The 14,048-nt window shown below is 64.5% G+C and carries 13 protein-coding genes; 9 read left to right on the plus strand and 4 right to left on the minus strand.

What is annotated here, in order from left to right:
* The first annotated feature begins 59 nt into the window (after positions 1 to 59).
* Positions 60 to 434, plus strand: a complete 375-nt coding sequence (locus tag ABQE89_RS23180) for a LapA family protein (RefSeq protein ID WP_069406547.1) — start codon at positions 60 to 62, stop codon at positions 432 to 434.
* A 184-nt stretch (positions 435 to 618) separates the two neighbouring features.
* On the opposite strand, the gene ABQE89_RS23185 is transcribed toward ABQE89_RS23180, so the two are convergent.
* Positions 619 to 1,644 (minus strand): phosphotransferase family protein, encoded by a 1,026-nt coding sequence (locus ABQE89_RS23185; RefSeq protein ID WP_448421031.1) that lies wholly within the window; start codon positions 1,642 to 1,644, stop codon positions 619 to 621.
* A gap of 44 nt (positions 1,645 to 1,688) precedes the next feature.
* Positions 1,689 to 2,297 (minus strand): histidine phosphatase family protein, encoded by a 609-nt coding sequence (locus ABQE89_RS23190; protein ID WP_220691876.1) that lies wholly within the window; start codon positions 2,295 to 2,297, stop codon positions 1,689 to 1,691.
* Positions 2,298 to 2,314: 17 nt separating this feature from the next.
* Here ABQE89_RS23190 and ABQE89_RS23195 point away from each other — a divergent pair, with 17 nt between their 5' ends.
* The gene (locus ABQE89_RS23195; protein WP_069406550.1) at positions 2,315 to 3,088 is read left to right on the plus strand and encodes an SDR family NAD(P)-dependent oxidoreductase; all 774 of its coding nucleotides are present in this window, start codon (positions 2,315 to 2,317) and stop codon (positions 3,086 to 3,088) included.
* An 8-nt stretch (positions 3,089 to 3,096) separates the two neighbouring features.
* On the opposite strand, the gene ABQE89_RS23200 is transcribed toward ABQE89_RS23195, so the two are convergent.
* Both ABQE89_RS23200 and ABQE89_RS23205 read right to left on the minus strand, forming a co-directional pair.
* Positions 3,097 to 4,974 carry an alkyl/aryl-sulfatase gene (locus ABQE89_RS23200; RefSeq protein ID WP_448421034.1) on the minus strand — a complete coding sequence of 626 codons (1,878 nt, stop codon included), beginning with the start codon at positions 4,972 to 4,974 and terminating at the stop codon, positions 3,097 to 3,099.
* A 210-nt stretch (positions 4,975 to 5,184) separates the two neighbouring features.
* Entirely contained in the window at positions 5,185 to 5,412 is a 228-nt protein-coding gene (locus ABQE89_RS23205; protein WP_131815154.1) for a fibronectin-binding protein, read from the minus strand.
* An 835-nt stretch (positions 5,413 to 6,247) separates the two neighbouring features.
* On the opposite strand from ABQE89_RS23205, the gene ABQE89_RS23210 reads away from it, so the two are divergent.
* Genes ABQE89_RS23210 through ABQE89_RS23240 form a run of 7 tightly spaced genes read left to right on the plus strand, consistent with a single transcriptional unit; the run spans position 6,248 to position 14,047 of the window.
* The gene (locus ABQE89_RS23210; protein WP_069407174.1) at positions 6,248 to 6,958 is read left to right on the plus strand and encodes an MlaE family ABC transporter permease; all 711 of its coding nucleotides are present in this window, start codon (positions 6,248 to 6,250) and stop codon (positions 6,956 to 6,958) included.
* Entirely contained in the window at positions 6,955 to 7,809 is an 855-nt protein-coding gene (locus ABQE89_RS23215) for an ABC transporter permease (RefSeq protein WP_069407172.1), read from the plus strand. The genes ABQE89_RS23210 and ABQE89_RS23215 overlap by 4 nt, the downstream gene beginning before the upstream one ends.
* 4 nt (positions 7,810 to 7,813) lie before the next feature.
* Positions 7,814 to 9,190 (plus strand): MCE family protein, encoded by a 1,377-nt coding sequence (locus tag ABQE89_RS23220; protein ID WP_069407171.1) that lies wholly within the window; start codon positions 7,814 to 7,816, stop codon positions 9,188 to 9,190.
* 24 nt (positions 9,191 to 9,214) lie between these two features.
* A complete protein-coding gene (locus tag ABQE89_RS23225; RefSeq protein ID WP_448421037.1) occupies positions 9,215 to 10,246 on the plus strand; it encodes an MCE family protein in 1,032 nt (343 codons plus the stop codon).
* Positions 10,243 to 11,565: an MCE family protein gene (locus ABQE89_RS23230; protein WP_448421039.1), complete on the plus strand. Its 1,323-nt coding sequence runs from the start codon at positions 10,243 to 10,245 to the stop codon at positions 11,563 to 11,565. Before ABQE89_RS23225 ends, ABQE89_RS23230 begins: the two co-directional genes overlap by 4 nt.
* Entirely contained in the window at positions 11,562 to 12,905 is a 1,344-nt protein-coding gene (locus ABQE89_RS23235; RefSeq protein ID WP_448421041.1) for an MCE family protein, read from the plus strand. Before ABQE89_RS23230 ends, ABQE89_RS23235 begins: the two co-directional genes overlap by 4 nt.
* A complete protein-coding gene (locus tag ABQE89_RS23240) occupies positions 12,902 to 14,047 on the plus strand; it encodes an MCE family protein (RefSeq protein ID WP_448421044.1) in 1,146 nt (381 codons plus the stop codon). Before ABQE89_RS23235 ends, ABQE89_RS23240 begins: the two co-directional genes overlap by 4 nt.
* The last annotated feature ends 1 nt before the right edge of the window (position 14,048 follow it).

The raw sequence follows: 14,048 nt of genomic DNA on the forward strand, positions 1-14,048 counted from the left end.
TCTGCCGACACTATCGACTGGTGGTTTCATTCGCCGTACGAAAGGGTCAAGATGGATCCATGACCAGCGATCCCGCGCGGCAGCCGGTACCCGAACCTGCCCGCGAGCCCTCAAGGGGAACGCCGCCTGAGGCGACCGGCACCGCGGGTGAGTACCTGCTGCACCCGGAGTCCGCGGTCAAGTTCACCCGCGCCGCGGCGCTGTGGTCGGCGTTGATCACCGGGTTCGTGATCCTGATCGTGCTGCTGGTGTTCATCATGCAGAACACCGACTCGACCACGATCAACTTCTTCGTGTGGGAGTGGAATCTGCCTGTGGGCGTGGCGATTCTGCTGGCCGCGGTGTGCGGCGGGCTGTTGACCGTCGCGATCGGCACCGCCCGCATGGTTCAGTTGCGCCGAGCGGCCAAGAAAAACCTAGGCGCCCGCGGCTAGTTCTGGCGTTTCCCCAGCGAGCTTGCCTTTGGCGAGTGCTTCGCTGCCCAGAAAGACGTCTTCCACGCGCGAATATTGCATCCGCACACCGACACGTTCGCGAGATGTACGTTAACGAGGAAAAGAGCGAGAGGCGGCCGCGTTAACGTACGTTTCGCGGAAAACCTGTGGCAACCCGCCGCGCTTAGGCCAGCGTCTTGAGGCCCTCGGCGATCAGCGGGCCGACCGCTTCGTCCACCTGCCCCGCATCGTCGGCGACGCCGCCGCCCATCCGGGCGCGGTAGGCGATGCCCGCGGCGATGATCGCCACCTTGAAGCACCCGAGCGCCAGGTAGAAGTCCCAGTTGTCCAGCGACTGACCCGACGCCGCCGCGTACCGGTTGGCCAGGTCGTCGACGTCGGGCATCAGCGGTGACGCCCACGCCGAGCTGGCGTGGATGACGTTGAACATCGGGTGGCGGTACACGCACATCAGCGCGGCATCGCTGATCGGGTCGCCGAGGGTGGACATCTCCCAGTCCAGCACCGCCAGCACCTTCGTGGCGTCGTCCGCGTCGAGCATCGTGTTGTCGATGCGGTAGTCGCCGTGCACGATCGAGCTGCGGCTCTGCGCGGGGATCGCCCCGGCCAGGACGCCGTGCAGGCGTCTGACGTCGGCGTCGTGAGGGTCGTCGTCCCGGCGCACGAGCTCCCACTGGCCGCCCCAGCGCCGGACCTGACGTTCCAGATATCCGCTGGGCTTGCCGAAGTCGCCGAGCCCGACCGCCTCCGGGTCGACGGAGTGCAGGTCGGCGAGCACCTTGATCAACGCGTCCACGCAGTCGCTGATCGCGGTCTTGTCGCCGAGCTGCTCGAGCTCGCTGGCGTAGCGCACCACCCGCCCGGACACGTACTCGACCATCTGGAACGGCGCGCCCAGCACGGCGTCGTCGTCGCTCATCGTCACCGCGGGCGCCACCGGGACCGGCGTGTCGGCCAGCGCGGCGACCACCCGGTACTCGCGGACCATGTCGTGCGCCGACGGGGTCAGGCCCTGCAGCGGCGGCCGTCGCAGCACCCACTTCGACGCGTCGTCGCGCACCAGGAACGTCAGGTTGGACCGGCCGCCGGCGATCAACTCGGCGCGCAGCTCACCGGCGCGGGCGATGCCGACCGAACGCAGATGACGGTCCAGTGCGGCGAGGTCCAGTCCCTCCGGGGAAGTAGTCACGGCCTTTGTCTACCACCTGCCTGATGGGCGGTTCGCGCAAGCGCTCACCACCGAAGGTTTCGCGGCAGCAGATCCCATACGTGTTCGGTGCCGTTCACCGACGCCACGTACAGCGGACCCTCGCGGGAGGACAGCAGCCGGGTGACGCCGGCGTAGTCGACGTTGACGCACAGCACCTTCTCGGTGCGCAGGATCGTGTGCAGCAGGCCGTTGATCACGCCGCCGTGGCTGAACACCGCGACGGTGTCCTCGTGGCTGCCCGCGGCCACCGCGTCCTGGACGGCCTCGTTGATGCGGGCCAGGAAAGCGCCCTCGTCCACGCTGCTGGGCAGGTGTCCGCTGGCCAGCCGGGCCAGCTCCTCGGGGAACTCCGCGGCGATCTGCTCGATCGGGATGTAGTGCGCGAGGTCCCGGTCGTATTCGGCGAGCCGCGCATCGATTTCGACCGGAAGGCCCAGCGCGTCGGCGACCGGCTGCGCGGTCTGGATCGCGCGGCGCTGCGGGCTGCTGAGCAGCCGGGTGATCGGGAACCGTGCCAGTGCGTCGGGCAGCCTCGCCGCCTGTTCGACGCCCTCTGCGGACAGGTCGGGATCGGAGCCCTGCCCCGGTTCACTGCGGTGCGGCAACGCATGCCGGATGAGTAGCAACTGCACCGTGACACCATAGAGCGATGGGATCCGACAAGGGATTTGCAGCTGACCTTTTCGATTTGACCGACCGGGTGGTGTTGGTCACCGGCGGCAGCCGCGGGCTCGGCCGGGAGATGGCGTTCGCGGCGGCGCACTGCGGCGCCGACGTGGTCATCGCCAGCCGCAAATACGACACCTGCGTGGCCACCGCGTCGGAGATCGCCGAGGCGACGGGCCGCAAGGCGTTCCCCTATCAGGTGCACGTCGGCCGGTGGGATGAGCTCGACGGGTTGGTGGCCGCCTCCTACGAGCAGTTCGGCAAGGTCGACGTGCTGATCAACAACGCGGGCATGTCGCCGCTGTACGAATCGCTGAACTCGGTCACCGAGAAGCTGTTCGACTCGGTGATCAACCTCAACCTCAAGGGCCCGTTCCGGCTGTCGGCGCTGGTCGGGGAACGGATGGTGGCCGACGGCGGCGGGTCGATCATCAACGTCAGCTCCAGCGGGTCGCGGCGCCCGCAGCCCGCGCAGCTGCCGTATTCGGCGGCCAAGGCCGGGCTCAACGCGTTGACCGAGGGGTTGGCGCTGGCGTACGGGCCGACGGTGCGGGTCAACACGCTGATGCCCGGGCCGTTTCTGACCGACATCAGCAAGGCCTGGGACATTCCCGCGACGACGAAGGGTGCGCAGCACTTCGCGTTGAAGCGGCTCGGCAATCCACCCGAGATCATCGGCGCGGCTTTGTATCTGATGTCGGATGCGTCCAGCTACACCTCGGGGTCGATCATCCGCGTGGACGGCGGAATTCCGTAATCGGGCGGTCAGGGCGTGACGATGTTGAACGCCGGATCGGGCCGGTCCACCGCCGCCAGCAGCGACGTCAGCGCCGCACCGTCACCGGTGATCTTCAGGCCGGGCGAATCGTTGTCGCCGGCGGCAAACGCCAAGAGCCGCAACTTGTTCGCAAGCTTGACGGTGGCGTGCGCGGTGGCCTCGTCGGCGGGCACCTTGCGGTGCACCAGCACCCCGTTGCGCAACGTCAACCGGTAGTTCGTGCCGGCGTCGAGGAACACCACGTCCACGGCAATGTCCAGATCCCATGCCCGGGGGCCGTTTACGTTGAGGGCAAGGCTGTCGAAGACCTGCTCCGGGGTGAGCTGGGCCAGCAGTGTCGGCGACGTCGACTGGGTGGCTGTGCCGAAGTTGCCGTCGCGCAGTTCGGTGGCCCCGGACAGGAAGAAGTTGCGCCACACGGCGTTCTCCGCGCCGTAGGCCAGCTGTTCCAGCGTGTCGGCGTAGAGTTCGCGCGCCCCGCGATGGTTCTCGTCGGTGAAGATGACGTGGTCGAGAAGCGTTGCCGCCCAGCGGAAATCACCGGAGTCGAAGGCTTCTTTGGCGAGCTCGACGACGCGGTCGGTGCCGCCCATCGCCGCCACGTAGCGCGGCCCGATCGCGTCGGGCGGGTGCGGCCACAGCCGGCCGGGATTGCCGTCGAACCAGCCCATGTAGCGCTGGTAGACCGCCTTGACGTTGTGGCTGACCGAGCCGTAGTAGCCGTGGGTGTGCCAGGCCTTGTGCAGTGCGGGCGGCAACTGGAACTGCTCGGCGATCTCGACGCCGGTGAAGCCCTGGTTGAGCATTCGCAGCGTCTGATCGTGCAGATAGGCGTACAGATCTCGTTGCACCGACAGGTAGTCGACGATGCGGTCGTGTCCCCACGTCGGCCAGTGATGCGACGCGAACACGACGTCGGTGCGGCCCGCGAACGTGTCGATCGCCTCGGTGAGGTAGCCGGCCCACACGTGCGGGTCGCGCACCAGCGCGCCGCGCAGCGTCAACAGGTTGTGCAGGTTGTGCGTGGCGTTCTCGGCCATGCACAGCGCGCGGTAGCGCGGAAAGTAGAAGTGCATCTCGGCGGGCGCCTCGGTGCCCGGGGCCATCTGGAACTCGATCTCGACGCCGTCGACGGTGTGGGTCTCGCCGGTGTGTTTGATGTCGACGGTCGGCACGATCAACGCGACCTCACCGGTCGAGGTGCGTTGGCCGAGGCCGCAGCCGACCTGGCCCTGCACGCCGATCGGCAGCGAGGTGCCGTACATGTAGGTGGCGCGCCGGGCCATCGCCGTTCCGGCATAGACGTTCTCCTGCACGGCATGTTCGGTGAAGTGCTCGGGTGCGATGACCGCGACCTTGCCCGCGTCGACGTCGGCCTGGGTGGTCACGCCGAGCACACCGCCGAAGTGGTCGACGTGGCTGTGGGTATAAATGACCGCGACGACGGGCCGATCACCGCGGTGCGCGCGGTACAGGGCGAGCGCGGCGGCCGCGGTTTCGGTGGAGATCAGCGGGTCGATGACGATGACGCCGCTGTCGCCCTCGATGAAGCTGATGTTGGACAGGTCGAATCCGCGTACCTGGTAGATGCCCTCGACGACCTCGTATAGCCCTTGCTTGGCGCACAATTGGCTTTGCCGCCACAGGCTGGGGTGCACCGAGGTAGGCGCGTCGCCGTGCAGGAACGCGTAGGCGTCGTTGTCCCACACCACCCTGCCATCGGCGGCGGTGATCACGCACGGGCTCAGCGCCGCAAGGAATCCGCGGTCGGCGTCGTCGAAGTCTGCGGTGTCGCCGAAAGGCAGGTCGATGAATTGTTGCCGGTGGGCGGATTCGATGACCGCGGTCGGCGGTTTCTGTTCCATGTCGACACAATATGTACCCGCGCATCGGCGCGGGAGTGGTTCACTGCACCAACGAACAGCCCGCCGTGGAACTGGAGCACGCGCCTGCCAATATGGTGAGAAGCTGCCCGGGATGATCCAGAAGGAGATCGTCGTACTGCCAACGGTTCTGCGAGCCGCCCATGCCTATGAACACGGTGATGTTCTGGCCGACTGCCACCGCATGGCATGTCACATGCATTTGTTCACGCAAAGTTCGGCCAGACTCGCCTGCGGGAGATCTGGCAGCGAGGGGTCGACCGGCGGCTGGTCTTTGGTCATATCGATGTCGCCCTCGAGGTTGGGAGCGATCGGAAAGAAGTAGCAGAGAATCGACTCACTCGGCGAACACCGATCGTCAGGTTGATCAGCGTGAGCAGCCGGCACCGCAGTGAAGAGACCACCCGCAAAAAGGGCCACCCCGACGATCGTGATTCGCTTCCTCGTCAACACAGACCGACACGTCGCGAGCATCTCGGACCTCCTATCTGATGGTTGCGCTCAGGTCACCGGACATGGCGGCCAGTTGGGCTGCCCAGGTCGACAGGTCCTGCAGGGTGACCCATCAGTCCCGCACTCCCTTCGGAAGGTCGTTCCCAGCGGTGATTGATGGTAACCGTACGGATGCCACCCACTCCGGCAACGCCTTTCGATTTGGCTTCACCCCAGAAACCTAATGCCTCATGGTTTGTGATTGACCATTTTTATCTATATGGGTAAGGTTTACTCGACTCAGTGGCCTGAGTCACAGTCGCGGCCTCGGTGGGGCGCAGCGAGGCCATAGCGGGCGCGCGCCGGGACGCTCGCACAACCGAAGCAAAGGAGAGCAGCCGGCTGATTGGATGCCACGCCGCAGCGACGGCAAGCGACCCAACGATTGTCAGTTCGACCCGCCCGTCTGTGCTGGACTCAATCAAAAGCCACGGCTACAGAGCTATCTCGCGTGAGGAGATCATCATCACGAACATCAGCCAACCGACTGATGCAGGACCGATCCGAAGGGTCGCGCTCTCTGGCGAGTCGTCGTTCAGGTCGGCGGCAGGCCACTCCGGGGAAACGCCTGCCGGCGCGGGCGCACGTCAACACCGACGGACACTGCGGGGTGACGATGCACGGCGTCAGTGACCCTGCTGGGGTCGAGTCGCCGGCGGGGGTTCGCTCGGTCCTCAAAGGAACCCGTCTACCTACCCGGCTGGCCCAGGTATCTTCGGCCAAGTCTGCCAAGCCGGTGCGCGCCTTGGGCGGATTCTTCGCCATGGCGCTCGACGTACTGGTGCTACTGCCCAAGCGGCCTTTCGCGTGGCGCGAGTTCTTGCTGCAATCCTGGTTTATCGCTCGCGTCTCGCTTTTGCCGACGCTCATGCTGGCTATCCCCTTCACGGTGTTGATGATCTTTACGTTCAACATCTTGTTGGTCGAATTCGGTGCTGCCGACTACTCGGGCACCGGTGCCGCGTACGGAACGGTCACCCAGATCGGACCTGTCGTGACGGTGTTGGTCGTGTCTGGTGCGGGGGCCACGGCGATGTGCGCTGACCTCGGAGCGCGCACCATCCGCGAGGAGCTCGACGCGCTGCGCGTGATGGGCGTCAATCCGGTTCAGGCTCTGGTGGTGCCGCGGGTGTTGGCAGCCACCGCCGTGGCCACGTTGTTGTCATCGGTGGTGATCCTCGTCGGGCTGATCGGTAGCTTCGTCTTCTCCGTGTTCATCCAGCACGTCACGCCGGGTTCGTTCATCGGGGGTCTCACGGTGATCACCAAGGCGCCGGACGTGACGATCTCGTTGATCAAGTCGACGCTCTTCGGACTCGCTGCAGGGCTAATTGCCTGTCACAAAGGGATTTCCGTGGGCGGCGGGCCAGCAGGCGTCGGTAACGCCGTCAACGAGACGGTCGTCTACACATTCGTTGCGCTGTTCGCCATCAACATCATCGCCACCGCCGTCGGAGTGAAGGTGACCCTATGAGCACCGCTATGCCCAGCAGCCTCCATCCGCGCCTGCAGAGAGCGTTCGACAGCCAGATCAGTGGCCTCGTCCGGATCGGCGCTCAGGCTCAGTTCTATTTCCGCACCATCAGCGCGATCCGCGACGCGCTCGTCCACTACAAGACGGAGACGGTCCGGCTCATCGCCCAAATGAGCCTCGGCACAGGCGCACTGGCCATCATCGGTGGGACCGTGGTGATTGTCGGATTCCTTACGTTGTCGACGGGTGCGCTCGTCGCAGTACAGGGCTACAACCAGTTCGCCAACGTCGGTGTCGAAGCCCTCACCGGGTTCGCATCAGCGTTCTTCAACGTCCGACTCATCGCACCGGTCATCGCCGGTATCGCGCTGGCGGCGACCATCGGCGCCGGGGCCACTGCCCAACTCGGTGCCATGCGAATCAACGAAGAGATCGATGCCCTCGAAGTGATGGGCGTTCACGCCATCGCATACCTGGCCTCTAACCGCGTCATCGCTGGGGTCATCGTCGTGATGCCTTTGTACTGCGTCGCCATGATCACGGCCTTCACGGCGGCCCGCTTGGGCACCACCGTGGTGTACGGACAGTCCAGCGGCGTGTATGACCACTACTTCAACACGTTCCTCAATCCCGTCGACATCATCTGGTCGTTCTTCCAGGCAGTGCTGATGGCGATTGTCATCATGCTGGTGCACACGTACTACGGTTTCAACGCGTCCGGCGGACCGGCGGGGGTCGGCGAAGCGGTCGGCCGTGCGGTGCGCACATCCATGATCTCGGCAGTGTTGGTCGTCCTGTTCGTGTCACTGGCCATCTACGGGCAGTCCGGCAACTTCCACCTGTCGGGGTAGCGCGATGAACCAGGAGCAGAAGGACCGAAGGATCCATTTCTTATGCTGGACTGCAGCGCTTTTCGCGACGATCACTGCGCTGGTCGCGGCCTGCTTGGCATCATTCGCCGGTGCGTTCCGGGACTACCTGCCGGTCACGTTGACGTCGGATCGCACGGGTCTGGTCATGGAGACCGGCGCGAAAGTCAAGATGCGCGGCGTCGAAGTGGGCCGCGTCGCCGGCGTCGCCGGTGGGCGGCGGCCGGTCGGTCTCGAACTGGAGATCATTCCTGACCAAGTCGACATGATTCCGGCGAATGTGCAGGCAGAGATCAAGGCCACTACGGCCTTCGGCGCCAAGTACGTCGATCTCATAGTCCCCGATCATCCGAGTCGAGCACGGCTGACGGCCGGGGCGGTACTGCAGTCCCGCAACGTGGGCACAGAAGTCAACACGGTCTTCGACAGCCTGGTCGGCATCCTCGACCAAGTTGATGTGGCCAAACTCAATTCCGTGCTCACCGCCTTGTCCGAGGGCGTCCGCGGCAAAGGCGAAAAGATGGGCGAAGCGACCACCGACGCCCTTCAGGTTCTGCAGGCGGTCAATCCACGCATGGACGCTGTCAAAGAAAACTGGCGCTCGTTTAAAGGATTCAGCGACGCCTACGGCGCCGCCGCCCAAAACATCATGGCCACCCTCGACGCGGCCGCCACCACCAGCGCCACGATCACCGACAACGCCAAGGACCTGGACGCGCTGCTGCTCAACATCTCGGGTTTCTCCAACAGCGGCATTCACCTGCTGGCCGGCAGCAAGGACACCATCGTGGACGCCGTCAATGTTCTCGAGCCAACGACTGCTCTGCTGCTGAAGTACAACCCCACGCTCACCTGCACCGTCAAGGGAGCAAAGGTGTACCTCGACGTCGCGGGCGAGTGGTTCGGAGGGAACGGCCGCACCGCCCTCCTGGATGCCGGTATCTCGGTCGGCGATGACTTGTACACCTATCCGAAGAACCTCCCCAAGGTGGCAGCTAAAGGCGGACCCGGGGGCAAGCCGAGTTGCGGTTCGCTGCCCGATGTCGCCGAGAACTTCCCGGTCCGTCAGCTCGTCACCGACACCGGGTATGGCACTGGCCTGGACTGGCGTCCCAACCCCGGCATTGGACAGCTCTGCTCGGTGGACTACTTCCCCGTCACGCGCGCCATTCCCGAGCCACCGCACGTCGGCAGGTGCATGCCCGGCCCCGCGCCCGGCCCGCCCCCGCCGGACCCGGGCGGGCCGCCATACGGCGCTCCGTGGTACGCGGCCGACGGAACGCCCTTGTATCCCGGGCTTCCCGAGGCGCCGCCGCCGGCTCCCGCGCCGGCACCGCTGCCAGCCACTCCCCCGTCACCGTGATCAGGAAGCCGAGGACACTCGACCGTGCATGACAATCTCCGACGCGCGACGATCGGCTTCGTCGTCTTCGTGATCATCTGTCTGACAGGGACATTCGTACTGTACGGTGTCTTCTCGCAGTTCAGATTCTCCAGCGAGCAGACCTACCGAGCAGAGTTCGCTGACGTCAGCGGACTCAAAGAGGGCGATTTCGTCCGTATCGCCGGCGTCGAAGTCGGCAAGGTCAAGCACATCGCTGTCACCGATGCGTCCCGGGCTCTCGTCGAGTTCACCACCGACCCGACGGCGGTTCTCACGACGTCCACCAACGTCGCCGTCCGCTGGGAGAACCCCATCGGTGACCGCTATCTGGCACTGAGCGAGGGAAACGGTGGTGAGCAACGGAAACTCAACCCCGGCGGGACCATCCCCACGGCCAATACCGAGCCGGCGCTTGACCTGGATACGCTGCTCGGCGGTTTCAGGCCACTTTTCCGCGCGTTGGATCCGCAGCAAGTCAACGCGCTGGCAAGCCAATTGATCGGCGCCTTCCAAGGCGAGGGCGCCACCATCAACTCCTTTCTGAGCCAGGCCGCGGTGGTTACCAGTACGCTGGCCGACCGCGATGAGCTGATCGGCCAGGTCATCGACAACCTCAACGCCGTTATGAAGACATTCGGCGAACAAAACGAGCAGTTTGGCAAGGTCGTCGACTCACTGTCGCGGTTGGTCGACGGACTTTCCGCCCGCAAGACCGACATCACCAATTCAGTTGCCTACACCAACTCGGCGGCAGCGTCGATCGCCGACCTGCTCAGCCAGGCACGTCAACCCTTCAACGACACGGTCGGCCAAACCGACCGGGTAACCTCGAACGTGGCAGCCGACCATGAATGGTTCGACAATTACCTTGAGACCCTTCCCCATTCGTACAAGGTGCTCAGCCGCCTGGGGATCATGGGTGACTTTTTCACCTTCTACCTCTGCGACCTGATTCTCAAAGTCAACGGTAAGGGTGGGCAGCCGGTATACGTCAAGCTGGTCGGCCAGGCCTCCGGGCGGTGTGCACCAAAGTGAAATCATTCGCAGAACGCAATCACTTCGTCATCGGTGCCGTCGGCGTCATCACCGTCGTGGGACTGGCCGGGGTATCGCTGCAATACAACAAGATTCCCTTCCTCGATGACTCCAAGGAATACGCGGCCTACTTCAGCGAAGCGGGCGGCTTGCAGTCGGGCGCGGCAGTGGAGGTCGCGGGGTACCGCGTCGGCGAGGTGTCGTCGGTCGACCTGGACGCGGCCCGGGTACTCGTCAAATTCGACATCGACAAAACCATCCGCCTTGGACAGCAGAGCGAAGCCAATATCCGGACCAAGAGCCTGCTCGGAGCCAAGGTCCTCCAAATCACTCCCCGCGGTGACGGCCACCTCGACCAGGCGATCCCCCTCGAGCGCACCAAGGCGCCCTATCAGCTGCCGGATGCCCTCGGGGACCTGTCAGCCACGATCGACGGCCTGGACACCGCCGCGGTCTCGGAATCGTTGGCGACTCTTGCTGACACGTTCAAAGAGTCCCCGCCTGAGTTGAAAGCAGCGGTGCAAGGTGTCGGCCGCTTCACCCAGACGCTCAGCATCCGCGACGCCGCGCTGCGCGAGCTCCTGTCCAACACCAGCAAGGCCACCGAAGTGCTGTCTGACCGAGCAGAAGAGGTGGCCAAGCTGGTGACCGACAGCAACGCCTTGCTTGCTGCGCTGCGAACGCAGACCGATGCGCTGGCACAGATTTCGGGCAACCTGTCGGCGATGGCGGTGCAGCTGAAGGGGTTCATCAGCGACAACCGGACGCAGCTGCGGCCGGCCCTGGACAAGCTCAATGTCGTCCTCTCGATCGTTGACAACCACAAGGCCGGGTTGCAGGAGGCCATCACGTACCTCAACCAGTACGCAATGTCGTTGGGCGAATCCGTGGCCTCTGGGCCGTTCTTCAAGGCGTACATCGCAAACCTCTTGCCCGGCCAATTCATCCAGCCTTTCATCGACGCAGCATTCCAGGACCTGGGTCTGGATCCCAACGTGTTGTTGCCCTCCGAGCGCACCGATCCGCAAACGGGACAGCGGGCCGTGCCGGCGATGCCCGTGCCGTTCCCGCGCACTGGTCAAGCAGGAGAGCCCCGGTTGACGATCCCCGACGCCATCACCGGCAATCCCGATGACCAGCAGTGCGGCCCGCCCGGAATTGCCTTGCCAGGGCCCGGCTGCTACCCGTATCGCGAACTCGCACCTGCGCCGGCACCTGGCGGGCCTCCGCCTGGACCGCCGGCAGCCTCGCCGGCCGCACCAACCACTGACCAGGCGTCCATTCCCGATGCCAACGCTGTTGATGGAGGACCGCGATGAGGTCACGAAAGTTGCGTATCGGCCTCGCGGTGGTGCTCGCGCTGCTGATCGTCGGCGGCATCACCTTGCAGTCCCGCGTGATCGGTGCGCTCAACCGCGCGTACGTTGTGGCCTATTTCGACAACAGCAACGGACTGTTCGCGGGCGATGAGGTCCGCATCCTCGGCGTTCGCGTCGGCCGAATCGAGAGCATCGATCCCCAGCCGCTGCACGCCAAGGTGACTTTCTGGGTCGAGGACAAATATCGGGTACCTGCCGACGCGAAGGCGGCGATCATCGCACCACAGCTGGTCACCGCACGTGCCATCCAGCTGACACCGGCCTACACCGGCGGGCCCGCTATGACCGACGGCGCCGTGATCAACCAGGACCGCACCGCGGTTCCCCTGGAATGGGACGACCTGCGCCAGCAGCTGGAAAAGCTGACCGATGCCCTGCAGCCCACCCAACCGGGTGGGGTCAGCACGCTTGGTGCCTTCATCGACACCGCAGCAGACAACCTGCGCGGTCAGGGTGTCGACCTGCGCCAGACGATCAAGACGATGTCGCAAGCGTTTTCAGCACTCGGCGATCACAGCAACGACATCTTCGGCACGGTCAGAAACCTTTCTGTGGTGGTTTCTGCTCTGCAGGACAGCTCGGCGCTGCTGCAGCAACTCAACGCGAACTTCGCCGCAGCGACCGCTGCCTTGGACTCATCCCCCGGCTCGGTCGGCACAGCGATCAAGAACCTCAACGATGTGGTCGGTGACACGACCAGCTTCATCTCCGAAAATCGAGAAGCGTTAGGCACCACCACCGACAAGCTGGCGTCGGTCACCTCCGCTATTCACGACAGCATCGACGAAGTTGAACAGGCACTGCACCTGTTTCCCAACACCTTGCAGAACTTCATCAACATCTACCAACCAACCCAACAAGGAATCACCGGGGCTCTGACATTGCAGAACTTTGCGAACCCGATCTCGTTCTTGTGCGGTGCAATTCAGGCAGCGTCCCGGTTGAACGCTGAGCAATCGGCCAAGCTTTGTGTCCAATACCTCGCGCCCATCATGAAGAACCGGCAGTTCAACTTCCCGCCCCTGGGCATGAACTACTTCGTCGGTGAATCCGCTCGGCCCAATGAGCTGACGTATTCCGAGGACTGGTTGCGGCCTGACTTTCGGCCAACACCGCCGGCGACACCGCCGCCGGCCAGATCGCCGGATGCACCCGACGGTGCGCCGCTGGCTGCCGAAGCACCGACGGCGCCCGACGTTTCCAATGCCGCACGAGAAACACAGCACACCGACCCAGCAGCCGGCCTGCCCGGAATGATGATCCCGGGAGGTGGATCGTGACCCGCTCCGACGCGGGACGACGATGGCGCACCATCGCCGGCACCCTCGCCGTCATCGTCGCCAGCACGACAGCCTGCGAATGGCACGGTCTGAACTCGCTACCGATGCCTGGCACCGAGGGCCGCGGCGCCGGTTCCTACACCGTGCAAGCCCAATTGCCCGATGTCGGATATATCCAGCCGAATTCACGTGTACGCGTCGGAGACGCCAATGTTGGAACGATCACCAAGATCGAGCGCCAAGGTTGGCACGCCCTGGTCACGATGAGACTCAACGGGGATGTCGACTTGCCGGCGAACGCCACCGCCATGGTCGGGCAGACCAGCTTGCTGGGCTCGCTGCACATCGAACTTGCGCCGCCGACGGACGCTCCCCGGCGGGGAAAGCTGCATGAGGGCTCGCTGATCCCCCTGGAAAGTTCCGGCGCCTATCCTGGCACCGATCAGACACTGGCGGCGCTATCGCTGATGCTCAACGGCGGCGGCATCGGGCAAGTCCAGGACATCACTGCAGCTTTCGCTACCGCATTCGCCCACCGCGAGACCGATCTGCGCGAGCTGATCAAACAACTCGACCACTTCGTCGATCATCTGCACCACCAGACGGACGACATCATTTCGGCGACAGAGAGCTTCAACGGTCTGGTGAGCCAGATGGCCGACCAGAAGCCGGTACTCGACGAAGCCATCCGCGCGATCCCCGACGCGTTGGCTGTGCTGGCTGAACAACGGGGCCATCTCGTCGACGCAGCCGATGCCTTTGGGAAGTTCAGTGCCCTGGCCACCGATACCACCAACAGGAGCAAAGAGAACCTGGTCAAGGAGCTCCAACAGGTGGCCCCGGTGTTGCAGTCGCTCGCCGACGCGGGGCCCGATCTCACCCGATCGCTGGACTTTCTGGGCACCTTCCCTTGGCCAAAGGCCACTCTGGACAACTGGATCCGCGGCGACTACGCCAACATGACCGCTATCGCCGACCTGACCCTGAGCCGAATCGACAACAACCTCTTCACTGGAACCCGATGGGAGGGTGACCTCACCGAGTTGGAAATGCAATGGGGCCGCACGATTGGCCAGCTGCCCAGTCCCTACACGGCTGCCAATCCGCTGGTGGTTCCCTACCGACTCGACCAAGGTCCGTAAC

Source organism: Mycolicibacterium sp. XJ1819 (assembly GCF_053483675.1).